22 protein-coding genes are annotated in these 23,391 nt (G+C 67.9%); 16 read left to right on the top strand and 6 right to left on the bottom strand.

From position 1 onward, the window contains the following. The first annotated feature begins 2 nt into the window (after window positions 1-2). Window positions 3-716: a (2Fe-2S) ferredoxin domain-containing protein gene (locus N5D30_RS18525; protein WP_279910138.1), complete on the top strand. Its 714-nt coding sequence runs from the start codon at window positions 3-5 to the stop codon at window positions 714-716. Further along, window positions 713-1,630: an ABC transporter substrate-binding protein gene (locus tag N5D30_RS18520; RefSeq protein WP_347881220.1), complete on the top strand. Its 918-nt coding sequence runs from the start codon at window positions 713-715 to the stop codon at window positions 1,628-1,630. The genes N5D30_RS18525 and N5D30_RS18520 overlap by 4 nt, the downstream gene beginning before the upstream one ends. Window positions 1,631-2,532: 902 nt before the next feature. Here the strand turns inward: N5D30_RS18520 and oadA are convergent. Then, entirely contained in the window at window positions 2,533-4,338 is a 1,806-nt protein-coding gene (gene oadA, locus N5D30_RS18515; RefSeq protein ID WP_279910137.1) for a sodium-extruding oxaloacetate decarboxylase subunit alpha, read from the bottom strand. A 10-nt stretch (window positions 4,339-4,348) separates the two neighbouring features. Continuing rightward, window positions 4,349-5,764 (bottom strand): acetyl-CoA carboxylase biotin carboxylase subunit, encoded by a 1,416-nt coding sequence (locus N5D30_RS18510; protein ID WP_220812607.1) that lies wholly within the window; start codon window positions 5,762-5,764, stop codon window positions 4,349-4,351. Between the two features lie 189 nt (window positions 5,765-5,953). Between N5D30_RS18510 and N5D30_RS18505 the strand changes: the two genes are divergently transcribed. From N5D30_RS18505 to N5D30_RS18490, 4 genes are all read left to right on the top strand, one after another. Next, window positions 5,954-6,895 (top strand): LysR family transcriptional regulator, encoded by a 942-nt coding sequence (locus N5D30_RS18505; RefSeq protein ID WP_279910136.1) that lies wholly within the window; start codon window positions 5,954-5,956, stop codon window positions 6,893-6,895. Between the two features lie 64 nt (window positions 6,896-6,959). Continuing rightward, the gene (locus N5D30_RS18500) at window positions 6,960-7,631 is read left to right on the top strand and encodes a GntR family transcriptional regulator (protein WP_279910135.1); all 672 of its coding nucleotides are present in this window, start codon (window positions 6,960-6,962) and stop codon (window positions 7,629-7,631) included. 283 nt (window positions 7,632-7,914) lie between these two features. Then, entirely contained in the window at window positions 7,915-8,508 is a 594-nt protein-coding gene (locus N5D30_RS18495; RefSeq protein WP_220812624.1) for a MarC family protein, read from the top strand. A 24-nt stretch (window positions 8,509-8,532) separates the two neighbouring features. Continuing rightward, window positions 8,533-9,303, top strand: a complete 771-nt coding sequence (locus tag N5D30_RS18490; protein WP_279910134.1) for an N-acetylmuramoyl-L-alanine amidase — start codon at window positions 8,533-8,535, stop codon at window positions 9,301-9,303. A 76-nt stretch (window positions 9,304-9,379) separates the two neighbouring features. On the opposite strand, the gene N5D30_RS18485 is transcribed toward N5D30_RS18490, so the two are convergent. Continuing rightward, on the bottom strand, window positions 9,380-10,036 hold the full coding sequence (locus N5D30_RS18485) for a DUF3313 domain-containing protein (RefSeq protein WP_279910133.1): 657 nt from the start codon (window positions 10,034-10,036) through the stop codon (window positions 9,380-9,382). A gap of 68 nt (window positions 10,037-10,104) precedes the next feature. Continuing rightward, the gene (locus tag N5D30_RS18480) at window positions 10,105-10,500 is read right to left on the bottom strand and encodes a response regulator (RefSeq protein WP_220812627.1); all 396 of its coding nucleotides are present in this window, start codon (window positions 10,498-10,500) and stop codon (window positions 10,105-10,107) included. Window positions 10,501-10,626: 126 nt separating this feature from the next. Here N5D30_RS18480 and N5D30_RS18475 point away from each other — a divergent pair, with 126 nt between their 5' ends. From N5D30_RS18475 to N5D30_RS18450, 6 genes are all read left to right on the top strand, one after another. Further along, a complete protein-coding gene (locus N5D30_RS18475) occupies window positions 10,627-14,118 on the top strand; it encodes a response regulator (protein WP_279910132.1) in 3,492 nt (1,163 codons plus the stop codon). Then, window positions 14,118-14,927 (top strand): protein-glutamate O-methyltransferase CheR, encoded by an 810-nt coding sequence (locus tag N5D30_RS18470; RefSeq protein ID WP_220812629.1) that lies wholly within the window; start codon window positions 14,118-14,120, stop codon window positions 14,925-14,927. Before N5D30_RS18475 ends, N5D30_RS18470 begins: the two co-directional genes overlap by 1 nt. Then, the gene (locus N5D30_RS18465) at window positions 14,924-15,538 is read left to right on the top strand and encodes a chemotaxis protein CheB (protein ID WP_279910131.1); all 615 of its coding nucleotides are present in this window, start codon (window positions 14,924-14,926) and stop codon (window positions 15,536-15,538) included. Before N5D30_RS18470 ends, N5D30_RS18465 begins: the two co-directional genes overlap by 4 nt. Continuing rightward, window positions 15,532-16,719, top strand: coding sequence for a hybrid sensor histidine kinase/response regulator (locus tag N5D30_RS18460; protein ID WP_279910130.1), 1,188 nt, complete (start codon window positions 15,532-15,534; stop codon window positions 16,717-16,719). The genes N5D30_RS18465 and N5D30_RS18460 overlap by 7 nt, the downstream gene beginning before the upstream one ends. 173 nt (window positions 16,720-16,892) lie before the next feature. Beyond that, window positions 16,893-17,195, top strand: coding sequence for a hypothetical protein (locus N5D30_RS18455; protein WP_220812632.1), 303 nt, complete (start codon window positions 16,893-16,895; stop codon window positions 17,193-17,195). Window positions 17,196-17,222: 27 nt separating this feature from the next. Next, a complete protein-coding gene (locus N5D30_RS18450) occupies window positions 17,223-17,408 on the top strand; it encodes a PA3371 family protein (RefSeq protein ID WP_220812633.1) in 186 nt (61 codons plus the stop codon). Between the two features lie 152 nt (window positions 17,409-17,560). Here the strand turns inward: N5D30_RS18450 and N5D30_RS18445 are convergent, their stop codons facing one another. After that, window positions 17,561-19,357: an ATP-binding protein gene (locus tag N5D30_RS18445; RefSeq protein WP_279910129.1), complete on the bottom strand. Its 1,797-nt coding sequence runs from the start codon at window positions 19,355-19,357 to the stop codon at window positions 17,561-17,563. 13 nt (window positions 19,358-19,370) lie between these two features. Continuing rightward, entirely contained in the window at window positions 19,371-20,723 is a 1,353-nt protein-coding gene (gene algB / locus N5D30_RS18440) for a sigma-54-dependent response regulator transcription factor AlgB (RefSeq protein ID WP_220812635.1), read from the bottom strand. A gap of 233 nt (window positions 20,724-20,956) precedes the next feature. Between algB and N5D30_RS18435 the strand changes: the two genes are divergently transcribed. The 4 genes from N5D30_RS18435 to N5D30_RS18420 all read left to right on the top strand — a co-directional run bounded on the left by N5D30_RS18435 (window position 20,957) and on the right by N5D30_RS18420 (window position 23,357). Beyond that, complete coding sequence (locus N5D30_RS18435) at window positions 20,957-21,400, top strand: PA2169 family four-helix-bundle protein (RefSeq protein WP_279910128.1); 444 nt, start codon at window positions 20,957-20,959, stop codon at window positions 21,398-21,400. A gap of 33 nt (window positions 21,401-21,433) precedes the next feature. Then, window positions 21,434-21,586, top strand: coding sequence for a hypothetical protein (locus N5D30_RS18430; protein ID WP_220812637.1), 153 nt, complete (start codon window positions 21,434-21,436; stop codon window positions 21,584-21,586). A gap of 17 nt (window positions 21,587-21,603) precedes the next feature. Next, on the top strand, window positions 21,604-21,765 hold the full coding sequence (locus N5D30_RS18425) for a DUF1328 domain-containing protein (RefSeq protein WP_192313808.1): 162 nt from the start codon (window positions 21,604-21,606) through the stop codon (window positions 21,763-21,765). A 365-nt stretch (window positions 21,766-22,130) separates the two neighbouring features. Beyond that, complete coding sequence (locus tag N5D30_RS18420; RefSeq protein WP_279910127.1) at window positions 22,131-23,357, top strand: spore maturation protein; 1,227 nt, start codon at window positions 22,131-22,133, stop codon at window positions 23,355-23,357. Window positions 23,358-23,391: the final 34 nt, after the last annotated feature.

Raw genomic sequence — 23,391 nt, 5'->3', positions numbered from 1 at the left:
GCGTGCGCAACCTGATCTTCGCCGGCCCGCTCGGCGGCGCCCAGGGCGAGGCCTTCCGCCGCCAGCTGCTGGAGTTGCGCGGCCCGGCTGCCGCCGAGGACGTGGTGGACACCGGCGACGCCTTCGACGCCCTGTGGCAACGGGTCCGCGCCTGCCTCGCGGCGGGCGCGACCGAGCTGCGGGTGGCGGACCTGGAACCGGCGGCGGACAGCGCCTACCTCGACTGGCTGCGCGGCGAACTGGCGGCGATCGCCGCCGAGTTCGAGCATGCGCCACGCCTGCGCGTCACCGGCTCGGCGCTGGGCCGCCAGGGCCTGGACGCCCGCGCTGCCTGCGCCGCGCTGGAGGACGAGAGCCAGCTGCTGGACTGCCGGGACATCGGCGAGATTCCAGCGCAGCCCGACTGGTCGCGGCCGCCACCGCACCGGCGCCACCTGTTCCTCTGCACCGGCCCGCGCTGCGTGCGGCGCGGCGCCCTGCCGCTGTGGAAGACCCTGCGCCGGGAGCTGGCCAGCCGCGACCTGATCGAAACCCCGCACGGCGTGCTGATGAGCCGCAGCGGCTGCCAGTTCCCCTGCAACCAGGGGCCGATCCTCACGGTGTACCCGGACCGCTGCTGGTACTCGCTGCGCGACCCCGAACAGGTGCGGCGCCTGGTGCAGGAGCACCTTGAGGCAGGCCGACCGGTGGCCGAACTGCTGGTGGAAGTCGAATGATCAGGCCCACCCTGCTGGCGTTGCTGCTCGCGCTGGCCTGCCCGCCGCTGCAGGCGGCCATCGCCTTCAGCAGTTGCGGCCAGGACGCCACCCTGGCGGCGCCGGCGCAGCGCATCCTGGTGCTCAACCAGCACGCCGCCGACCTGCTGATCGCCCTCGGCGCCAGCCGCCAGGTGCTGGGCGTGGCCTACATCGACGACGACCCGGAGGCGCTGCGCCAGGGGCGCTACCACGGCATCCCGGTGATCGCCGAGAAATACCCCTCGGCCGAGATCGTCTACGCCCTGCGGCCGGACCTGGTGATCGGCGGCTTCGCCTCGGCCTTCGGCCAGGGCCTGCTGTCGCGCGGCGAACTGGCCGCCAACGGCATGCCCAGCTACCTGCTGGACGCGGCCTGCCCGCAGCGGGCGGAGACCTTCTTCGCCGGCATCGAGCGGGACCTGACCCACCTGGGCCGCCTGGTCGGCCAAGCGGAGCGGGCTCGGGTGCTGATCGCCGAGCAACAGCGGGAACTGGCGCGCGCCGCCGAGCTGTCACGGGGGCACGAACCGCTGCGGGTGTTCTACCTCGACAGCCTGGACCAGGGCCTGGACACCCAGGGCGGGCAAGGCTTCATCGGCGAGCTGATGCGCGCGGCCGGGGCGCGCAACCCGTTCGACCACATCGCCCGGCGCGGCTTCGTGGTCAGCCCGGAGCTGCTGCTGGCGGAAGACCCGGACGTCATCCTGCTGGCCGATGCGGTGTGGTCGCCGGCGCCGGAAAAGATCGCCGCGCTGCGCGCCGACCCGCTGCTCTCAAGGCTGCGCGCGGTGCGCGAGGAGCGCTTCGTCTCGGTACCCATCGCCCACCTGTTCCCCGGCGCGCACAGCGCCAAGGCGGCCCGTCGCCTGGCCGAGGCGCTCTACGGTCCATGAGAAGGCTATGTATCAGCCCTAGATGGAGGCATGTGATCGTAGGGTGCGCCGCGCGCACCGATAAGCTGGCAAACCGATGCTCAGCTGTTTATCCAACTGAGTGAAAGTCTTGGTTTCGCCCTCCCGCGCGAGTCGCTTGACTCGCTACGCTCGCCCCTGCGGCTGTTACTCCGCTTTCGTTGCTCTTGCCTGCGGATTGCCGCCCGGACCAGGAGAAAGCAACCAAAGAGAAGGCCACTCCGGCATCCGGGTCCGGGCGGCACGGACTGCCCTTCCTCCGGAGCCCTCCGGGGGCCGGCTTGAAGGACCATCCATAGATATTCAAGCGGGGGACGCCTGGTTCTCTCGCCGCATCCATGCGGCTCATCCCCCTGCGCAACACCTCCACTCGGTCTACTGACGGGGACTCCGGCTCCGAGTTGCTTGACGCTTTTTGCCAGCCGCTACGATGTTGTCGTGCCCTGACCTCTTTTGGGTCCCCGCCTGCGCGGGGATGACGAGGTAGGGGTGAAATTCTTCCGGAGCCCTCTGGGGGCCGGCTTGAAGGACCATCCATAGATCTTCAAGCGGGGGACGCCTGGTTCTCTCGCCGCATCCATGCGGCTCATCCTCCTGCGCAACACCTCCACTCGGCCTCCTGACGGGGCCCCCGGCTCCGAGTTGCTTGACGCTTTTTGCCAGCCGCTACGATGTTGTCATGCCCTTCTGGATCCCCGCCTGCGCGGGGATGACGAGGTAGGGGTGAAATTCTTCCGGAACCGTCATTCCCGCGAAGGCGGGAATCCAGGGGCCGGCAGCTGCAGCGCTCAGATAGAGGGCCTGATCGCGCAATACGTAACGGGGACAACGCCATAAAAAAGGGGGAGCCCGATGCTCCCCCCAATGGGACGAACCCTGCGCCGTCAGGCGATCTCCACCAGCACCTCGCCGGGGTTGACCCGGTCGCCCTTGGCCACGTGGATGGCCTTGACGGTGCCGGCGATCGGCGCCTGGACCTCGGTTTCCATCTTCATCGCCTCGGTGATCAACACGGCCTGGCCGGCCTTGACCTGGTCGCCCTCCTTCACCAACACATCGACGATGTTGCCCGGCATGGTGGTGCTGACATCGCCCGGCTCGCTGGCATGCTTGCGCTTGCCCCCGGCACCGGCGACGAAGTCGTTGAGCGGCTCGAACACCACCTCCTCCGGCATGCCGTCGATGGACAGGTAGAAGTGGCGCTTGCCGTCGCCCTTCACGCCCACGCCGGTGATGTCCACGCGGTAGCTCTCGCCGTGCACGTCGACCACGAACTCGGTCGGCACGCCCTCGCCGCCGGGCGCGGTCACGCCACCCGCCTCGGGGATCGGCAGTAGCACTTCCGGGGTCAGGGTGCCGGCGGCGCGTTCCTCGAGGAACTTGCGGCCGATGTCCGGGAACATGGCGAAGGTCAGCACGTCCTCCTCGCTCTTGGCGAGGCTGCCGATCTCCGTGCGCAGCTTGGCCATCTCCGGCTTGAGCAGGTCGGCCGGGCGCACATCGATCACTTCCTCGCTGCCGATGGCCTGCTTGCGCAGCGCCTCGTTGACCTTGCCCGGCGCCTTGCCGTAGCGGCCCTGCAGGTACAGCTTCACCTCGTTGGTGATGGTCTTGTAGCGGGCGCCGGCGAGCACGTTGAACACCGCCTGGGTGCCGACGATCTGCGAGGTCGGGGTGACCAGGGGCGGGAAGCCAAGGTCTTCGCGCACGCGCGGAATCTCGGCGAACACCTCGTTGATGCGGTTGAGCGCGCCCTGTTCCTTCAGCTGGTTGGCCAGGTTGGACATCATCCCGCCCGGCACCTGGTTGACCTGCACGCGGGTGTCCACGGCGGTGAATTCGCTCTCGAACTGGTGGTACTTCTTGCGCACGGCGTGGAAGTACATGCCGATCTCCTGGATCAGCGCCAGGTCCAGGCCGGTGTCGTACTCGCTGCCGCGCAGGGCGGCGACCATCGACTCGGTACCCGGATGGCTGGTGCCCCAGGCGAAGCTGGAGATGGCCGTATCGATGTGGTCGGCGCCGGCCTCGATGGCCTTGAGCTGGCACATCGAGCCCATGCCGGCGGTGTCGTGGCTGTGCACGAACACCGGCAGGTCGACCTCGGCCTTGAGCGCCTTGACCAGATCGGCGGTGGCGTAGGGCGTGAGCAGGCCGGCCATGTCCTTGATCGCGATGGAGTCGATGCCCATGGCCTGCATGGCCCGGGCCTGGGCGACGAAAGCCTCGACCGTGTGCACGGGACTGGTGGTGTAGCTGATGGTGCCCTGGGCGTGCTTGCCGGCGGCCTTCACCGCCTCGATGGAGACGCGCAGGTTACGCACGTCGTTCATCGCGTCGAAGATGCGGAACACGTCGATGCCGTTGACCGCGGCCTTGGCCACGAAGGCGCGCACCACGTCGTCGCTGTAGTGGCGGTAGCCGAGCAGGTTCTGCCCGCGCAGGAGCATCTGCAGGCGGGTGTTGGGCAGCGCCGCCTTGAGCTGGCGCAGGCGCTCCCACGGGTCTTCCTTGAGGAAGCGCACGCAGGCGTCGAAGGTGGCGCCGCCCCAGACCTCCAGCGACCAGTAGCCGACCCGGTCCAGCTTGTCGCAGATCGGCAGCATGTCCTCGGTGCGCATGCGGGTGGCGATCAGCGACTGGTGGGCGTCGCGCAGGATGGTGTCGGTAACGGTGATCTTCTTGCTCATTGTTCGTTCCTCACAGGCCGGCGTGCGCGGCGATGGCGGTGGCGATGGCGAGGGCCAGGTGCGACGGTTCGCGCTTGATCGAATACTGGGTCAGCTCCGGGTGGCTCTCGACGAAGCTGGTGTTGAACTGGCCGCTGCGGAACTCGGGGTTGCGCAGGATTTCCTGGTAGTAGGGCGCGGTGGTGCGCACGCCCTGCACGCGCATGTCGTCCAGCGCGCGCAGGCCTCGGTCCAGCGCCTCCTCCCAGGTCAGCGCCCAGACGATCAGCTTCAGGCACATGGAGTCGTAGTACGGCGGGATGGTGTAGCCGGTGTAGATCGCCGTGTCGGTGCGCACGCCGGGGCCGCCGGGGGCGTAGTAGCGGGTGATCTTGCCGAACGAGGGCAGGAAGTTGTTCTTCGGGTCCTCGGCGTTGATGCGGAATTGCAGGGCGAAGCCGCGGTGGAAGATGTCCTCCTGCTTCACCGACAGCTCCAGCCCGGAGGCGATGCGGATCTGCTCGCGAACGATGTCGATGCCGGTGATTTCCTCGGTGATGGTGTGCTCCACCTGGACCCGGGTGTTCATCTCCATGAAGTACACCTCGCCGTCGGCGAGCAGGAACTCCACGGTGCCGGCGTTCTCGTAGCCCACCGCCTTGGCCGCGCGCACCGCCAGGTCGCCGATGTAGGCGCGCTGCTCAGGGGTCAGCTGCGGGCTGGGGGCGATCTCGATCAGCTTTTGGTTGCGGCGCTGGATCGAGCAATCGCGCTCGAACAGGTGCACGGTGTTGCCGAAGCTGTCGGCGAGAATCTGCGCCTCGATGTGCTTCGGATTGACGATGCACTTCTCCAGAAACACCTCGGCCGAGCCGAACGCCTTGGTCGCCTCGGAGATCACCCGGGGGAAGGCCGACTCCAGTTCCTCGCGGCTGTTGCAGCGGCGGATGCCGCGGCCGCCGCCGCCGGAAGTGGCCTTGAGCATCACCGGATAGCCGATACGCTCGGCCTCGGACAGCGCCTCGGCGATGTCGGCGACGTTGCCCTCGGTGCCCGGGGTGCAGGGCACGCCGGCGGCGATCATGCTGCGCCGCGCCTCGGTCTTGTCACCCATGCGGCGGATCACTTCCGCGCTCGGGCCGATGAACTTGATGCCGCGCTCGGCGCAGATTTCCGCCAGCTCGGCATTCTCCGAGAGGAAGCCATAGCCCGGGTGGAGGGCGTCGCAGCCGGTTTCCACGGCCAGGTTCACCAGCTTGCGCGGGTTGAGGTAGCCGGCCAGCGGGTCGTCGCCGACGCTGTGTGCCTCGTCGGCACGCTTGACGTGCAGCGCCTGGCGGTCCGCCTCGGAGTAGACGGCCACCGAGCGGATGCCCATCTCGGCGCAAGCGCGCACGATGCGCACCGCGATCTCGCCCCGGTTGGCGATGAGAATCTTCTTGATCACGAGCCTGGTTCCTCGATCACGTGAGCAAAGGACCGCGACAGAGCGGTCCACGAATGACCGCGCAGCCCGAGGCGGTCTTGCTTTCAAGGTAGCGCCGTCGATGAATTACCCAAAATCAATAATCATTTGGATGACCATTAGCAAAGACTTATAGTCGTGGCGAAATGAGCCGCTTCCGGGTCGATAGAAATGCGCAAGTCATTGATGCGAATGACATTTCGCCAACTACAGATTTTCCGCGCGGTGTGCGAGAGCCGTTCGTACAGCCGCGCCGCCGAGGAAATGGCGCTGACCCAGCCGGCGGTGAGCCTGCAGATTCGCCAGCTGGAAGAGCTAGTCGGCCAGCCGCTGTTCGACTACGTCGCCAAGAAGCTCTATCTGACCCCCGCCGCCGAGGCCCTGCTGCGCGCCAGCGAGGACGTGTTCGGCCGCCTGGAGGCGCTGGACATGCAGCTCTCCGACCTGCAGGGCTCGCTGCAGGGCCAGCTCACCCTAGCCGTGGAGTCCAGCGCCAAGTACCTGGTGCCGCACCTGTTCGCCGCCTTCCGCGCGCAGCACCCGGAGGTCGGCCTGCAACTGGTGGTGGTCAACCACGGCCAGGCGGTGCGCCGCCTGTCGGCGAGCCGCGACGACCTGTTGATCATGTCCCAGCCGCCCGGCGACCAGCCGCTGGACTTCTTCCCTTTCCTCAACAACCCGATCGTCGCCGTGGCGCCGCCGCAGCACCCGCTGTGCGCCCTGGAGAAGCTGCGCCTGAGCGACCTCACGCCGTTCCCGCTGCTGGTCCGCGAGCCCGGCTCGGGCACTCGCCGGGCCTGCGAGGAGTATTGTCACCAGAAGCGCGCACACTTCGCCCAGACGGTGGAGATAGGTTCCACCGAAGCCCAGGTGGAGGCGACCATCGCCGGCCTCGGCCTGGCCCTGCTGCCGCGCCACGCGGTGCGCCTGGAACTGGCCCGGGGCTTGCTGCGTGAACTGCCGGTCGAAGAGCTGCCGCTGCAACGCAGCTGGTGCGTGGTGCACGGCCGCGGCAAGCGCCTGTCGCCGGTGGCCCAGGCCTTCCGCGACTTCATCCGCGGCGAGCGCGCGCAGATCGCCGAACTGGAACAGCGCTTCGGCCGGGCGGGCTGAGCCGGCAGTCAGGGGAATTTCGTATATGATATTCGCATCAGCCAGCCCGACTCGGTGACGCGCCGTGCCTCTACCTCGATTCAACGCTCCCAATCTGGGGATAGTTCCCGCCGCATCCGAGGTCATCGCCAAACACCTGCGCGACGCGATCATCTCCGGCCATTTCGCCGAGGACGAGCCGATCCGCCAGGACGACATCGCCCAGCTGTTCAACGTCAGCAAGATTCCCGTGCGCGAGGCGCTCAAGCGCCTGGAAGCCGAAGGGCTGGTGATGTTCCAGCGCAACAAGGGCGCGGTGGTCACGCGCATCTCCGAGCCGGAGATGGCGCAGATGTTCGAGGTGCGGGTGCTGCTGGAAATGCGCGCCATCCGTCTGGCGGTGCCGAACATGACCGAGGAGACCTTCGCCGCCGCCGAACGCATCTGCGAGGCCTTCCTCGGCGAGGAGGACGTCGGCCGCTGGGCCGAACTCAACTGGCAGCTGCACGCCTGTCTCTACGAGCCGGCGCAGCGCCCCTTCCTGGTCAACCTGATCCGCTCGATCCACGACAAGCTGGAGCGCTACCTGCGCATGCAGATGAGCCTGTCCGAAGGCAAGGACCGCGCCGACCACGAGCACCGCGACATCATCGCCGCCTGCCGCGCGGGCGACGCCGAGGCCGCCGCCCGGCTGATCGAGGAGCACATCAACGGCGTCTGCGAGACCCTGTACGAGCACCTGCCCAACCGGGCCTAGATACGCTGCGTGTACCGTTTTTACTGCCGTATAGGCAGCTCAGAAAGTTACGCGCCACGGTGGCCTGGGCGATCACTTCTTCACTGCCGTATAGGCAGCTCAGAAAAGACCTCGGGTGTCACGTTGGGCGGACAGGCCCTTCACTGCCGTACAGGCAGCTCAAAAACCAACCTACGATGTAAAGTCGGACCCCGGACGCGCCCCAGCCGGTAAACTGCATCCCGTTCCGTGCCGGCCACCCCTATCGCCCCGCCGGCCTCCGTCCATCATCCGAGAGTCACCCATGGATCTATTCGGCATCGCCGTACTGGTGTTTCTGGTCACCGACCCGTTCGGCAACATCGCCATCTTCCTGGCCGCCCTGAAGAACGTCGCCCCGGAGCGGCGTGTGCGCGTGGCGCTGCGCGAGCTGCTGCTGGCGCTGGTGCTGCTGATGATCTTCCTCACCTTCGGCGAGAAGCTGCTCAGCGGCCTGGGCCTGTCGCGCGAGGCCACGGCCATCGCCGGCGGCATCATCCTGTTCGTCATCGCCATGCGCCTGATCTTCCCCCGCCCGGAGGGCGTGCTGGGCGACCTGCCGGACGGCGAGCCGCTGCTGGTGCCGCTAGCCACGCCGGCGGTGGCCGGCCCCTCGGCGCTGGCGATCCTGATGACCCTGCGCAGCACCTACGAAGGCCCGATCTGGGAGCTGTACCTGGCGGTCGGCCTGGCCTGGCTGGCCACCGCCAGCATCCTGCTGCAGGCCTCCTGGCTGCAGAAGTTCCTCGGCCCGCGCGGCCTCACCGCCGTGGAGCGGCTGACCGGCATGTTGCTGATCATGCTCAGCGTCGACATGCTGCTGGACAACCTGCAGAGCATCCTGCACATCGCCCCCTGATACCGAACAGATGACCCGTTGCCGATGAAAGCCGTCGCCCTCGTCCTCTCCGCCCTGCTCCTCGCCGGCTGCGCCAGCGGCCTGCGCATCGACGACAGCCTGCGCGCCCAGGGCCAGAGCAGCCGGGTGCAGTACATCGTGCTGCACTACACCTCCACCGACCTGCTGCGCTCCCTGGCGCTGCTGACCCGGGGCGAGGTCAGCGCGCACTACCTGATCGACGACGGCTCGGCGAGGATCTACCGCCTGGTCGACGAGGACCGCCGCGCCTGGCACGCCGGCGACAGCGAATGGCAGGGCCGCACCTGGCTCAATGCGAGCACCATCGGCATCGAGCTGGTCAACCAGGGCTATTACGAAGGCCCGGCCGGGCGCTACTGGCAACCCTATGGCGAGGCGCAGATCGAAACGCTGATCGCCCTGCTCAAGGACCTGGTGAAGCGCCACGACCTGCCGGTCGACAGCATCATCGGGCACAGCGACATCGCTCCCCAGCGCAAGGTCGATCCGGGCCCGCTGTTCCCCTGGAAGCGCCTGGCGGACGCCGGCCTGATCCGCTGGCCGGAGCCCGCCGCGGTGGCCCGCGAGCAGGCCCGCTTCGCCGCCGCGCTGCCGGAGGTGATCTGGTTCCAGGAGCAGCTGCACAAGCTCGGCTACGCGGTGCCGCGCACCGGCATCCTCGACCAGGCCACCCGCAACGTGCTGATCGCCTTCCAGATGAAGTACCGCCCGGCGCGCTACGACGGCGAGCCGGACGCGGAGAGCGCGGCGATTTTGCAGGTGCTGCAGCCCTAGCCCCACCGGTAGGGTGCGCCGCGCGCACCGCGATGACGCCGAGGCGGTGCGCGCGGCGCACCCTACGTGGAATTGATCAGGGCTTGAAGCTGCGCGCGTCCCGGGCCCAGGTATCGAGGGCCGGCCTGAGGTCGTCCAGGGTCAGCCTCGTGTCGCTGTTCTCCAGCTGCAGGCCGTGGCCCTTGCGTACCACGCGCACCATGGGCTGGCCGTCGCGCGCGGCGACGGCTTCCATTTCCACATAGATTACGGTGTCGCGGTCCCGCGTGCCGGCGGCCGTGTTGGCGGCGGCCAGCACCAGGGCGATGGGGATCACCTCGTAGGCATGCAGGCCCTCGGCCGAGACGTCCACCCCGGTGATGGCGCTGCGCAGCACCAGGCTGTCCCGGTCGGGTGTGTCGACCACCGGCATACGCTGGGAGACCTCGCGCGCGATGGCCTGCCGCAGATAGTCGGCAACCCGGTCGAGGGTGTCCTGGCTGACCTGGTCGCTGGGCTTCGGCGCCGGGTGAAACACCGGCTGCTCCACGTAGACCGAGCGGTAGTCGGCGTCCTTGAAGTCCGGCGAGACCCAGCGCATCACCGGCGCGCCGCTGGCCGAGGTCGTTGGCCGCAGCTGCGAATAGTCGGCGAGGAAGCCGGAGTACTGGGAGGGTTGGGTGGTCTGGCTGGCGCAGCCGGCCAGCAGAACGCCGGCGAGCAGACCCAGGCAAAGCGGATTGGCGTGGTGCATCGGCGGACTCTCCTGTCCGGGGGCGTCCGTCCAGCCTAGATGCCGCTCCGCCGCCCCGCCAGGCGCGGCTAGCCGCCGGCCAGTTCGCCCAGACGACTGGCCAGCAGGTTGAGATCGTAGGGCTTGACGATGCTGTCGGTGGCGGCGGCGGTGTCGCGGGCACGCACCTCATCGAGCAGTTCGCGCTCGCTGTAGCCGCTGGCGAACAGTACCGGCAGGGTCGGCCGCAGCTGACGCGCGGCCTCGACCAGCGCGCGCCCGTCCATGCCGGGCAGGCCGATGTCGCTCATCAGCAGGTCGAACGGCTGGTCCCCGCGCAGCACTTCGAGCGCGCTGGGGCCGTCGCGCAGGGCATGGACGCGGTAGCCGAACTCTTCGAGCACCTCCACGGTGAGTTGGCGGACGACGTCATCGTCTTCGACCAGCAGAACGGTCTTTGCGGCGGTGGAGTCGGTCTCGGTCATGGGGTTCTCTGTTTCGGCGCGCGGAATGCGCAAATGTTTGGCAAACTTTCGGGAGACGCACGCTGTCAGTGTGCCACACGCACCCCGGATAAGAAGCAGCGAGACAATCAGTGAATGGACGTCCCAATGTCGAATGAGTCCGCAATGGACGAGGAAAGTTTCCGCCGAATTCTCAGCCGCAACGTCGGGCTGCCGCTCGGCCTGGGACTGGTCGGCGCCCTGTTCTTCGCCGCAGTGATCGGCTACCTGCTCAATGTGATCCGCTGGGTCGAGCACACCGACCAGGTGCTGAACAAGGCCAGCGAGGTGTACAAGCTGAGCCTCGACATGGAGACCGGCATGCGCGGCTTCCTGCTCAGCGGCAACGAGGACTACCTCGCGCCCTACGAGCTGGCCCGCGGCAAGTTCCGCCCGCTGACCGAACAGCTCGCCGAACTGGTGGCCGACAACCCGCCCCAGGTACAGCGCGCCCAGCGCGTGCTGGCCCTGCAGGAGCAGTGGGACCTGTACGCCCAGGAGGTGATCGGCAGCCGGCGCGGTGGTGGCGACTTCCTCGAGGAAGTGGGTCGCGGCCGCGGCAAGAGCCTCACGGACGGCATGCGCCGCGAGCTGGACAACTTCATCGGCACCGAGCGCGACCTGCGCCAGCAGCGCAGCACCGAAGTCAGCACCACCACCACCTGGGGCACCGGCGCCTACCTGCTGGTCAGCATCCTGTTCAGCGGCCTGCTGGCCCTGTTCGGCCGCCGCGAGCTGCTGAACCTGTCGCGCACCTACTCGATCGCCATGGCCAAGCAGGCCGACTACGCCGAGGAACAGCGCCAGCGCGCCTGGCTGCGCGGCGGCCAGACGCAACTGTCGGAGCGTCTGCTCGGCCAGCAGCAGGTGCAGGAACTGGCCGACCGCTCCCTGGAGTTCCTCGCCGACTACCTCGGCTGCGTGGTGGCCGCGCTGTACCTGCGCGACGCCCAGACCGGCGACCTGCAGCGCGTCGCCGGCTACGGCTTCAGCGGCGACGCCACCCTCAAGGAACAGTTCTACCGCGGCGAGGGCCTGGTCGGGCAGGTCGCCCTGAGTCGCCGCCTGGTGTGCCTGGACAACCTGCCGGAGGACTACATCAAGGTCGCCTCCAGCCTCGGCGAAGGCCAGCCGGTCAGCGTCGCCCTGGTGCCGCTGCAATCGGAGGACCGGGTCAACGGCGTGGTCGAGCTGGCCTTCATGCGCGTGCTGGAGCCGCGCGAGCGCGAGTTCCTCGAAGCCATCGCCGGCAGCGTCGGCACCTCGCTGGAGGCCTCGCGCTATCGCCAGCGCCTGCAGGAAGTGCTGGCCGAAACCCAGCAGCTCAACGAGGAGCTGCAGACCCAGCAGGAGGAGCTGCGCGCCGCCAACGAGGAACTGGAACAGCAGGCCCGCGTGCTCAAGGAGTCCCAGGCCCATCTGGAGACCCAGCAGGCCGAGCTGGAGCAGACCAACGAGAAGCTGTCCGAGCAGACCCAGGTGCTGGCCGACCAGCGCGACGAGCTGGACCAGCGCAACACCACCCTCGGCCGCATTCAGGCCCAGCTGGAGGAGCGCGCCGAGGAACTGCAGCGCGCCAGCCGCTACAAGTCCGAATTCCTCGCCAACATGAGCCACGAGCTGCGCACGCCGCTGAACAGCTCGCTGATCCTGGCCAAGCTGCTGGCGGAGAACCCGCAGGGCAACCTGGACGCCGAGCAGGTCAAGTTCGCCGAGTCGATCTACTCGGCCGGCAACGACTTGCTCAACCTGATCAACGACATCCTCGACATCGCCAAGGTCGAGGCCGGCAAGCTCGAGGTGCGCCCCGAGCGCACGCCACTGGCCAGCATGCTCGAAGGCCTGCGCGACGTGTTCGGGCCGCAGGCCCGCGAGCGCGGCCTGACCTTCGAGGTGGAGCTGCACGCCGGCGTGCCGGAGGTGCTGTTCACCGACCGCCAGCGCGCCGAGCAGATCCTGCGCAACCTGCTGGCCAACGCCTTCAAGTTCACCGAGCACGGCGGCGTGACCCTGAGCGTGTCGCGCCACGACGACCAGACCCTGGCCTTCGCCGTGCGCGATACCGGCATCGGCATCGCCGCGGACCAGCAGGAAGTGATCTTCCAGGCCTTCCGCCAGGCCGACGGCACCACCAATCGGCGCTACGGCGGCACCGGCCTGGGCCTGTCGATTTCCCGCGACCTGGCCCGCCTGCTCGGCGGCTCCATCGGCGTGAGCAGCGTGGCCGGCGAGGGCAGCACCTTCACCCTGCTGCTGCCCGAGCGGCTGGTGGAGGGCCGCCATGCCGAGCCGGCGCCACTCGCCCTGGCCCCGCTGCCGACCCCGGTCGCGCCAGCCGCGCCGGCTGCGGTGCCCGCCGCGCCGCGCCCGCAGGCGCCGTTCGAGGACGACCGCGAGCACCTGGCCGAACGCGGCGGCCGGCGCGTGCTGGTGGTGGAGGACGAGGAGCGCTTCGCCCGCATCCTCTTCGACCTGGCCCACGAGCTGGGCTACGCCTGCCTGGTGGCCACCTGCGCCGACGAGGGCCTGGAGCTGGCCCGCCAGTTCCGCCCGGACGCCATCCTGCTCGACATGCACCTGCCCGACGGCTCCGGCCTCGGCGTGCTGCAACGCCTGAAGGACGACGCCCAGACCCGCCACATCCCGGTCCACGGGGTGTCGGTGGAAGACCACAGCGAGGCGGCCCTGCTCCTGGGCGCGGTGGGTTATGCGCTCAAGCCCACCAGCCGCGAGCAGCTCAAGGAGGTGTTCGGCAAGCTCGAGGCCAAGCTCAACCAGCAGGTCAAGCGCGTGCTGCTGGTGGAGGACGACCCGCTGCAGCGCGACAGCATCGCCCGCCTGATCGGCGACGAGGACATCGAGATCACCGCCGTGGCGTTCGCCGGCGAGGCGCTGGAGAAGCTGCGCGAGACGGTGTTCGACTGCATGATCATCGACCTCAAGCTGCCCGACATGCAGGGCAACGAGCTGCTGCGACGCATGGCCGAGGAGGACATCTGCTCGTTGCCGCCGGTGATCGTCTACACCGGGCGCAACCTGACCCGCGACGAGGAAGCCGAGCTGCTCAAGTACTCGCGCTCGATCATCATCAAGGGCGCGCGCTCGCCGGAGCGGCTGCTGGACGAAGTCACCCTGTTCCTGCACAAGGTCGAGGCCGAGCTGTCCAGCGAGCGCCAGCGCATGCTCAAGACCGCGCGCAGCCGCGACAAGGTGTTCGAGGGCCGCCGCCTGCTGCTGGTGGACGACGACGTGCGCAACATCTTCGCCCTGTCCAGCGCGCTGGAGCAGAAGGGCGCGGCGGTGGAGGTGGCGCGCAACGGCATCGAGGCGCTGGCCAAGCTGCGCGAGCACGACGACATCGACCTGGTGCTGATGGACGTGATGATGCCGGAGATGGACGGCTACGAGGCCACCCGGCAGATTCGTCAGGAGGCGCGCTGGAAGAACCTGCCGATCATCGCGGTGACGGCCAAGGCGATGAAGGACGACCAGGAACGCTGCCGCGAGGCCGGCGCCAACGACTACCTGGCCAAGCCCATCGACCTCGACCGCCTGTTCTCCCTGATCCGCGTATGGATGCCCAAGCTGGAACGCCTCTGATGCCCGACGAGATCGAACTGCGCCTGCTGATCGAGGCGATCTACCTGCGCTACAGCTACGACTTCCGCGACTATGCGGGGGCCTCGCTGAAGCGCCGGGTGCGCCAGGCGCAGGCCCAGCTGGACTGCCCGACCATCTCGGCGCTGCAGGAGCGCATCCTGCACGACCCCAAGGCGTTCATGCAGCTGCTGCAGTACCTCACCATCCCGGTCAGCGAGATGTTCCGCGACCCGAGCTACTTCCTGGCCCTGCGCGAGCAGGTGGTGCCGCTGCTGCACACCTACCCCTCGCTGAAGGTCTGGGTGGCCGGCTGCAGCACCGGCGAGGAGGTGTATTCGCTGGCCATCCTGCTGCGCGAGGAAGGCCTGCTGGAGCGCACCATGATCTACGCCACGGACATCAACCCGCACTCGCTGGAGAAGGCCGAGCAGGGCATCTTCGCCCTCGACAACCTGCGCACCTACACCCAGAACTACCAGCTCTCCGGCGGCAAGCGGGCGTTCTCCGACTACTACTCGGCGGCCTACGACCGGGTCCTGTTCGACAAGTCGCTGCGCGCCAACGTGACCTTCGCCGATCACAGCCTGGCTACCGACAGCGTGTTCGCCGAGACCCACCTGGTGTCCTGCCGCAACGTGCTGATCTACTTCAACCGCGACCTGCAGGACCGCGCGCTCGGCCTGTTCCACGACTCGCTCTGCCACCGTGGCTTCCTCGGCCTGGGCAGCAAGGAAAGCATCGACTTCTCCGCCTACGCCAAGCAGTTCGAGGCGCTTGCGCGCCCCGAGCGGATCTTCCGCAAGCGATGAACGGCCAGCGGCGGATCATCCTGCGCGGCCAGACCCGGGCCCCGCTGGAGGCGCTGGTGATCGGCGCCTCGGCCGGCGGCGTGGAAGCGCTGCTGCAGCTGCTCGCCGAGCTGCCTGCGGACTACCGGCTGCCGGTGGTCTGCCTGCTGCACCTGCCGGACCGCAGCGACAGCCTGCTCGCCGAGCTGCTCGCCCAGCGCCTGGCGCTGCCGGCCAAGGAGGCCGAGGACAAGGAAGGCCTGCGCGGCGGCGTGGTCTACGTGGCGCCGGCCGGCTACCACCTGTCCATCGAGACCGACCGCAGCTTCTCGCTCAGCCGCGAGGAGCCGCGGCATTTCTCGCGCCCGTCGATCGATATCCTCTTCGAATCCGCCGCCGACGCCTATGGCGAGCGGCTGGCCGGCGCCCTGCTCACCGGCGCCAACGAGGATGGCGCGGCCGGAATGCTGGCCATCCAGCGAGCCGGCGGCTTGACTCTGGTGCAGGAGCCGTCCGACGCTCAGGTACCCACCATGCCGGAGGCGGCGCTGGCGCTGCTGCAACCGGACTTTCTCCTGCCCATCGCCACCATGCGCCCGCTGCTGGCCGAACTGGATGCCATGCCATGCTGAGGAAGATTGAAGCCAAGCTGTTGATCGTCGACGACCTGCCGGAGAACCTGCTGGCCCTGCAGTCGCTGATACAGGGCGAGGACCGCACGGTGTTCCAGGCCAGCAGCGCCGACGAGGCGCTGTCGCTGCTGCTCGAACACGAGTTCGCCCTGGCCATCCTCGACGTCAAGATGCCGGGCATGAACGGCTTCGAGCTGGCCGAGCTGATGCGCGGCACGGAGAAGACCAAGCACATCCCGATCATCTTCGTCAGCGCCGTCGGGCGCGAGATGGACTACGCCTTCAAGGGCTACGAGAGCGGCGCGGTGGACTTCCTGCACAAGCCGCTGTCGCCCTACGAGGTGCGCAGCAAGGTGGCAATGTTCGTCGAGCTGTACCGCCACCGCAAGGCCCTGAGCCTGCAGCTGGAGGACCTGGAGGCCGGGCGCCGCGAGCAGGAAGCGCTGCTCGCCGAGCTGCGCGAGACCCAGGCCGAGCTGCAGAAGGCGGTGCAGATGCGCGACGTGTTCATGTCCATCGCCTCCCACGAACTGCGCACGCCGCTCAACGGCCTGATCCTCGACGTGCAGCTGCGCAAGCTGCGCCTGCAGCAGGGCCGCGACGACGCCTTCACCCTGGAGAAGCTGCGCGAGATGGTCGCCCGCGACGAGCGGCAAATCCGCAGCCTGACCCGGCTGATCGACGACATGCTCGATGTCTCGCGCATCCGCACTGGCAAGCTGTCCGTACGCCCGCAGCCGGCCGACCTCGGCGTGCTGGCCGGCAACGTGGTGGAAAGCCTGGCCGCGCAGTTCGCCAGCGCCGGCAGCCATATCGAACTGGAAGTGGAAGGGCCCGCGCCGGTGCTGATGGACGAGTTCCGCATCGAGCAGGTGCTGGCCAACCTGTTGACCAACGCGCTGCGCTACGGTGACGGCAAGCCGGTATCGGTGCGGGTCAAGGTGGAGGACGATTTCGTCCGCTCCGAGGTGCGCGACCAGGGCATGGGCATCTCCGAGGCGGACCAGCGGCGGGTGTTCGAGCAGTTCGAGCGGGTGGCCGGTACCAGCGTTGCCCAGGGGCTGGGGCTGGGCCTGTTCATCAGCGAACAGATCGTCCAGGCCCACGGCGGGCGTATCGAGCTGAGCAGCCGCCTCGGCGAGGGGTCGTGCTTCACCGTCGTGCTGCCGCACCGGGCCTGATCGTGCAAATTGCATGCGCCATGCATCGTGCATCTTGCAAAGCGCATGGCACATGCTGGCGCGCATAAACATAACTACTTGATTTTAAAGGAGATTAATACCAGCAAAAGACTGGCACGAGCGCTGCAACATCAGTCACGTAAGCCCCGACTGATCGCTAATGGAGAAGCGCCATGCACACTGTCCGACTGAGCCTGTTCTGCGCCGCTGCATTGCTGGTCAACGGAGCTTACGCCACCGATCTCACCGGTTCGGCCGGCGCCGCCGCCAAGACCGCCGAACTTACCGTCTCCACCTCCATGGTCAGTGACACTCGCACCAGCGCGCTGCTGGAAGGCTTCGGCGAGCTGCGCCGGCAGGCCTCCCGCGCCGCTCGCGAGGATGGCCAGTGGCTGCGCATTTCCGACCAGGGCGAGACCGACACCGCCACGCGCCAGCCGAGTCCCGCAGACAGCACCCCGCGCTGGGTGTTCTGACGACTCTGACCGACCAGGAATCCCGCCATGTCCAGAAGCGCCATCTTCCTGCTGATCATGACTCTGTTGAGCCTGTTCACTCTGTGGCTGAACCCCGGCCTGGAAGAGATCCCCGCGCTGGCGCTCAAATGTGCCGCAGGCTTCTTCGGCCTGGCCTTCCTGGTGGCTCTGATGGCGGGCCGCCGCTTCAAGTTCGATCCGATCCTGCGCTGAAACCAATCCCGGAACGCCCCGACCCCTCTGTCCCGTAGGGTGCGCTATGCGCACCTCACAAGGTCTTCCCGGTGCGCACAACCTGGACGGCCCCGCGACACCCTACACCGCAATCCCAACCCATCGCGCCGCAGGCAGCCTTTCGCCGACCGTTACACCGGCAGGCTGAAGTAGAAGTTGGCGCCCTCGCCGGGACGCGAGTAGACGCCCAGCCGGCCGCCGTGCAACTGCACGATCTCCCGCGCCAGCGCCAGCCCCAGCCCGACCCCGCCCTTGCGCCGCCCCACCTGCACGAACGGCTCGAAGATGCGCGCCTGCTGGCCGAAGGGGATGCCTTCGCCCTCGTCCTGCACGCTGACGATCACCTGCTCGCCATGGCGGCGCGCCTGTAGCTGCACCTTGCCGCCTGGGTTGCTGTGGCGCAGAGCGTTGCTGACCAGGTTGTTGAGCACCCGCTCCAGTTGCCCGGCGTCGAGGTTGAGGCGCGGCAGCGGCTCGTGGGCTTCGCAGACGAGGGTCACGCCGCGCTCCGCCGCCTCTTCGGCGAAGCGTTCGTGGGTCTGATCGACCATGGTGGTCAGGTCGTACGGGTTGCGCTGCAGGGTCTGCAGGCCGTTCTGGTAGCGCGAGAACTCCAGCAGGTCGTCGATCAGTTGCACCAGCCGGCGCATTTCCTCGTCGACGGTGCGCATCAGCTCCTGCTCGCGCCCGCCCGGCTCCAGCGACAGCCGCTCGCGCAGCAGGCTGAAGGCCATGTGCATGCCGGTGATCGGCGTGCGCAGCTCGTGGGAGGCGCGCAGGACGAACTCGTTGCGCACCCGCTCGAAGGTGCGCTGCTCGGTGACGTCGCGCAGCACCATCACCGCCCCCACGCTGCCGCCCTCGCGCAGCTGCACCGGGGTCAGCGCCCAGGCCAGCAGGCGCACCTCGCCGTCGCGACCGATCTGCAGATCGGCCGGCGGCTCGCGCATCAGTTCGCCGGCGAGCACCTGGCGCAGCGCCTCGTCCACCGCGTGGCCGGGCAGCAGCGGGCCGATGGGCTGGTCCTGGATTTCCATGCTCCACGACAGCTGGCGCAGCGCCACCGGGTTGGCGTGCTCGACGCGGCCCTGGGCATCGAGGATGACCAGGCCGTCGTCGATGCTGTCGAGCACCGCCTTCAGGCGGCCCTCGCTGTTGAGCAGCTGGTTGAGGTTGCTCGAATGGTACTGGTGCAGGGCCTCGGTCATCAGGCCGAAGCGCCGGCTCAGCACCGCCAGCTCGACCACCGGCGATACCGGCAGCACCACGTCGTACTGGCCGCGGCCGACCTGGTCGGCGGCCCGCGCCAGCAGGTCGATGGGGGCGCCGAAGCGGCGGGCGATGCCGTTGGCGGTGAGCACGCCGATCGCCAGCACCGACAGGCCCATGAGGGCGAGCAGCACGGCGATCAGCTGGGAACGTTCGCCGGCCTTCTTCTCGGCCTCGATGACCCGCTCCACCACCTGGTCCTGCTCGTCGAGCAGGTGGTTGCGCAACCGCTTGAAGGCCTCGGTGAAAGGCTTGTGGGTGGCCAGGTTGTGCGGCGTCTCGCCGGCGGGCGTACCGCTGGCGGCCGCCTGCTCCATCTGGTCGTAGAGCGTCGCGGCCTCCTCGAGTCCACGCTTGTAGCGCTCTCCCAGGTCGGCGCCGAGCCCCTCGGCGAGGGTCGAGCGGAAGGCCTGGCGAATGCTCGCGAGGCCGTCCGGGTCCGGGTTCTGGTCGATCAGCACGATCAGTTCGTCGCCCAGGTGCTGGCGCAGCTTCTGGCCGACCTGCACGGCGGTGAAGCCGCGCTGGATCAGCTCGCTCTGGCCGCGCGCCATCTGGGTGACGCTGTACAGCCCGAGCAGCAGGCCCATCAGCGCCACGGTGATCAGCGCGGAAATGCTCAGGAACAGACGGGTGCGAAGCTTCATCGGCAGCTTCATGGTGACCCCATGGTCAAAGGTTGTACTGCTTGCGTTTGCGATAGAGGGTCGAAGCATCTATGCCCAGAGTCTTGGCCGCCATGTCCAGGGTGTTGCTGCTGGCCAGGACGGCGGCGATGTGGGCCTTCTCCAGCTCTTCGAGACTCATGGAGGCCCCCACCCGCACGGCGCCGCTCGGTGCCTCGCCACCGCCACCGAGTCCGAGGTGGACAATTTCCACCGTCTCCTGCTGGCAGATGATGCTGGCGCGCTCGATGACGTTGCGCAGCTCGCGGATGTTGCCCGGCCAGTGGTAGGCCTGCAGGGCGGCCACGGCCTCTGGGCTGAAGCCGCAGGCCGGGCGGCCGTAGTCGCTGACGAAGCGGGCGAGGAAGCGCTCGGCCAGGGACAGCACGTCCTCGTGGCGCTCGCGCAGCGGCGGCAGCTTGAGGGTGATGACGTTGAGGCGGTAGAGCAGGTCCTCGCGGAAGCGGCCCTCGCGGACCATGTCGTCCAGGTCCAGGTTGGTGGCGGCGACGATGCGCACGTCGGCGCGCCGGGTGACCGGGTCGCCGACCCGCTCGTACTCCTTGTCCTGGATGAAGCGCAGCAGCTTGGGCTGCAGGGTGAGCGGGAAGTCGCCGATCTCGTCGAGGAACAGGGTGCCGCCGTCGGCCTGGCTGACTCGGCCCTGGGTGCTCTCGCTGGCGCCGGTGAAGGAGCCGCGGGCATGGCCGAACAGCTCGCTTTCCATCAGCTCGGCGGTCAGCGACGGGCAGTTGATGGTCACGCAGGTGCGCTTGGCGCGGCGGCTCCAGCCATGGATGGCGCGGGCCAGTTCGCCCTTGCCGGTGCCGGACTCGCCGAGGATGAGGATGTTGGCGTCGGTGGTCGCGACCTGGCGGGCGGTTTCCAGGATCGCCATCATCGCCGGGCTGTGCGAGTCGAGGCCGTCCTTGGACTTGCGCACCTCGCCCTCCAGCGCCTCCAGCCGCGCCGCCAGCGCGCGCACTTCCAGCTGCTTGGCGGCGGCCAGGCGCAGCTGGTCCGGCGAGCAGGGCTTGACCAGGTAGTCCGCGGCGCCGGCCTGGATCGCATCGACGGCGGTGTCCACGGCGGAGTGGGCGGTGACGATCACCACCCGCATCCAGGGCGCCTGGATGCGCATCTGCGCCAGCAGGTCCAGCCCGTTGTCCTCGCCCAGGCGCAGGTCGAGGAAGCACAGGTCGAACACCTGGCGCAGCAACAGGTTGTCGGCCTGGGCGGCGCTGCCGGCCGTGGCGACCACGTAGCCGTCATCCTCCAGGCAGTAGCGGAATGTACGCAGGATCGCGGACTCGTCATCCACCAGCAGGATGCGTCCCTTGGCGGCAGCTTCTTCTTGCATCGTTTCTTCTCTTGGTGCGTCGGCCTGGAGGGTTAGTGTCGTAAGTTTCGTGCAAGTTGCACGGAAATTTTTGCGCAATCCTGCATGCTGCACGCCCCACCTGGTTTGCATGATATTTATCTTATTGAAATATAAGGAAAATTAAGTCGAATACGGCTGGCACGCAATTTGAGAAAGAAAGATCACAGACCGGGAAATTCCCGCGATGCGAAAGACGGATAGCGGAGACCGCGATGAACAGCCAGTCCAACGTGCTCAACGAGCTGATAGAGATCACCCGAGACGGTGAGCGCTTCTATCAGCACGCCGCAGCCGAGGTGCAGGACCCGCGGCTGAAGGCTGTGTTCCACGACATGGCCGAGGCCAAGACCCGGATTCTCCAGGCGCTGGCGCTGAAAGTGGCGGAGGAGAGCGAGCATCCCGCCGAAGGCGGCACCCTCAGCGGTGCGTTGCGCCAGCTGTACGCGGACACCAAGGCGCGTCTTTCCCGCGATGGCGACGCCGCCTATGTCGCCGAACTGGAATCGACGGAAGACCGCCTGCTGAAAGCCTTCGAAGAGGCCCTGCCGGAAGCCGCTCCCGAGGAGCGCGCCTTGCTGGAGGCCGAGATGCCGACGGTGCGGGCCTGCCACGACCGTATGCGTGAACTGAAAAGAAGCTTGAACCAAGGCGCGTGAAAGCGCCCCCAATCATTCAGAGGAGAAATGGAAATGCTCACCCTGATCTTTGCGTTGCTGATCGCCGTGCTAGGTGTCCTGGGCAGTGCGCTGAGTCTGGGCCGGGCCATGTTCTTCAGTCTGGATACCGAATCCGAGGACGAGCCAGCGGTTGACCGCCTGGCCGGCCTCCGGAACGTTGAATAGAAGAAGGAGACGTCATCATGCTGAGTTGGGCCATTACATTCCTGATCATCGCCATCATCGCCGCGGTTCTGGGCTTCGGTGGTATCGCCGGCACCGCCACGGGTATCGCGAAGATTCTCTTCGTGGTCTTCCTGGTGATGTTCATCGTATCCATGGTCTTCGGTCGTCGGGCGCCCTGACGCTCGACCAGGGCCTGTCGACGCCTTGTCACGCACGTGACGGGTTGTGCACGAACGGTGACGTTGGTGCGGCAATCCGGGGAGCGACAATGCGTCAACAGGTCTTGTTTTGAAAAACCGCGCGGGGACAGGCGCGTGACCAGGGGGTCGGGATGCTCTGCCGACGGAGCGACCTAGGGGTACAGGGAGTGCCTCCGCAAGGACCGGGTCAGGCAGCAACGATGGCGGAAGCGCCGTCACCTCACGAGGGTCGACGCTTCCGCCACGTTCATTTCCACGTCTCGTTTCATGATCTGCAGCCCGCGCATCGCTCGCCCCGCCCCGGCATGGCCGCTATCATCGGCCTCCGACCGGGGGGACTGACGATGCTCAATGGCTTGTGGCTGGGATTCTTCGTGGTGGCCGCACTGGCCGCCGCGCTGCGCTGGATCGGCGGCGACCCCACAGTGTGGGCGTCCATGGTGGAGAGCCTGTTCACCATGGCCAGGACGTCGGTCGACGTGATGATCCTGCTGTTCGGCACCCTCACCCTCTGGCTGGGCTTCCTGCGCATCGCCGAAAAGGCCGGCCTGGTCGAGATGCTGGCCCGCCTGCTGTCCCCGCTGTTCGCCCGGCTGATGCCGGAAGTGCCGCGCGGCCACCACTCCCTCGGCCTGGTCACCCTCAGCTTCACCGCCAACGGCCTCGGCCTGGACAACGCCGCCACGCCGATCGGCCTGCGCGCGATGAAGGCCCTGCAGGAACTCAACCCGAGCAGCACCTCGGCGAGCAACGCCCAGGTGCTGTTCATGGTGATGAACGCCTCGTCCTTCGTCCTGCTGCCGGTGTCGATCTTCATGTACCGCGCTCAGCAGGGCGCCGAGGACCCGGCGCTGGTGTTCCTGCCGATCCTGCTGGCCAATGCCGTGTCCAGCGCCAGCGCCCTGCTGTCGGTGGCGGTGATGCAGCGCCTGCGCCTGTGGGACCCGGTACTGCTGGCCTGGCTCGGCGGCGCCGCGCTGGCCATCGGCACCTTCATGGCGGTGCTGGCGGGCCTCTCGGCCACGGCGCTGACCGCCCTGTCCTCGCTGCTCGGCAACCTGACCCTGTTCGGCCTGATCCTCAGCTTCCTGCTGCTCGGCGCGCTGAAGAAGGTGCCGGTGTACGAGAGCTTCGTCGAGGGCGCCAAGGAGGGCTTCGAGGTCGCCAAAAATCTTTTGCCGTACCTGGTCGCCATGCTCTGCGCGGTGGGCGTGCTGCGGGCCTCTGGCGCGCTCGACGTGCTGCTCGACGGCATCCGCTGGTGCGTCCAGAGCCTGGGCTGGGACACCCGCTTCGTCGAGGCCCTGCCGACGGGCCTGGTCAAGCCCTTCTCCGGCAGCGCGGCGCGGGCCATGCTGATCGAGACCATGCAGAGCCAGGGCGTGGACAGCTTCCCGGCGCTGGTGGCGGCGACCATGCAGGGCAGCACCGAGACCACCTTCTACGTGCTGGCCGTGTACTTCGGCGCGGTGGGCATCCAGCGTGCCCGCCACGCGGTGGGCTGCGCCCTGTTCGCCGACATGGTCGGCGTCGTTGCCTCGATCCTGGTGTGCTACTGGTTCTTCGGCTGAGCGCCCGCCTGCGCTTCTTCCGCTGCCCGAAACC

Source organism: Pseudomonas sp. GD03875 (assembly GCF_029840585.1).
Taxonomy (GTDB): domain Bacteria; phylum Pseudomonadota; class Gammaproteobacteria; order Pseudomonadales; family Pseudomonadaceae; genus Aquipseudomonas; species Aquipseudomonas paralcaligenes.
This window is presented reverse-complemented; position numbering and strand designations above follow the sequence as displayed.